This window comes from Mesorhizobium sp. M7A.F.Ca.CA.004.12.1.1, assembly GCF_003997835.1.
Classification (GTDB): Bacteria; Pseudomonadota; Alphaproteobacteria; order Rhizobiales; family Rhizobiaceae; genus Mesorhizobium.
On sequence record NZ_RZRK01001142.1, the window covers coordinates 1 to 1430 of the forward strand.

Genomic DNA, 1430 nt, shown 5'->3' on the forward strand with positions numbered 1-1430 from the left:
CGCCAACACCGATCTCACAATCGTCCGGCGTGGCATTGCCGCGGCGTTGCCGGATGCGTTTCTGCCTATCGGTGTCGAGCGCCTCGACGCCGCCCTGAGCGGCGGCCTGCCGAAGGCCGCCCTGAGTGAAATCCATGGCACGCAAACCCGCGATGCCGGGGCCGTCGCCGGCTTCGCTTTGTCGCTCACCAGTCTGATCCTCAAGCAAACGCCGGGGCTGCCGGTGCTGTGGATCGGCACATCGGAGATTTTCCGCGAGGCCGGCTTTCCCTATGCAAGGGGGCTTCACGCCTCGTTCGGCATCGAGCCGGAGCAATTGCTGTTTTCCGAGGCGCCAAGGCTTGTCGATGCGCTGTGGGTCGCCGAGGAGGCGGCCCGGATGACAGCGCTCGCCGCGGTCATCCTGGAAATCCGCGGCAATCCGCAGCGGCTGGACCTGACCGCGACACGCCGGCTGCATGCAAGGGCGCAAGCGGCCGGCCGGCCGGTGTTCCTGCTGCGGCAGGCGGCCGAACCCGAACCGACGGCCGCCCCTGTCCGCCTCATCGTCGCCTCGGCGCCGGCGGTGCCGCGCGACACCATCGCCGGGCCGCTGGCCGGCTCGATCGGCCGCCCGGCCTTCGCCCTCACCATCGGCAAGAGCCGCACAGCCCTGCCTGGACAATTCACACTGGAGTGGAACCCCGATGAACGCGCATTCGACGAAAGATGGGGCGACGAAAAAAGGAGCGAGGGAAGAGACCGGACAAAGAATCCTGTCCCTGTGGTTTCCCTATCTGGCGGCGGAAAGGATCCTGCGCCAGCGTCTGGGGCGGTCCTGGCGTTCCCGGCCGTCGGATCACCTCTCTCACCCGCCGCTCGTGATCAGCCATCGCGACCGCAACGCGCAGCGCATCTCGGCCCTCGACGAGCGGGCTGAGGCGCTGCACCTGAAGCGCGACATGGGCATTGCCGATGCGCGCGCCATGCATCCGTCGATCGACATCGTCGAGGCCGATCCGGAAGCCGACCGCCGTCTGCTCGAAGGCCTTGCCGACTGGTGCGACCGCTACACCCCGCTGGTGGCGCTGGATGGCGCGGACGGTCTGTTTCTCGACGTCACCGGCTGCACCCATCTGTTCGGCGGCGAACGCGCCATGCTGGACGAGATCCTGTCGCGCTTCTTCCATCAGGGTTTCGATGTCCGAGCCGGGCTTGCCGCGACGCCTGGCGCGGCCTGGGCGGCGGCACGCTTTTGCAGTGACCGCATCATTGTGTCAGGCGAGGAGGAAGCGCTGCTGGCACCCCTGCCGCTGGCCGCACTGCGCATCGAGCCGGCGACCCGCACCAGCCTGGAAAGCGTCGGCCTGCGCACGGCGGGCGCCGTCATGGCGGCACCGCGCGCGCCGCTCGCCCGCCGCTTTGGCGCCTTGCTGCTCCTGCGCCTCGAC

Annotated in this window: 2 protein-coding genes; both read left to right on the forward strand. The window is 69.0% G+C overall.

Annotated features, from left to right (window positions below; all coding sequences use genetic code 11):
• Positions 1 to 919, forward strand: a 919-nt coding sequence (locus EN984_RS39190) for a hypothetical protein (RefSeq protein ID WP_127384353.1), incomplete at its 5' end; no start/stop codon positions are given.
• Positions 861 to 1430, forward strand: a 570-nt coding sequence (locus tag EN984_RS34515; protein WP_245480186.1) for a DNA polymerase Y family protein, incomplete at its 3' end; no start/stop codon positions are given. The genes EN984_RS39190 and EN984_RS34515, both read left to right, overlap by 59 nt.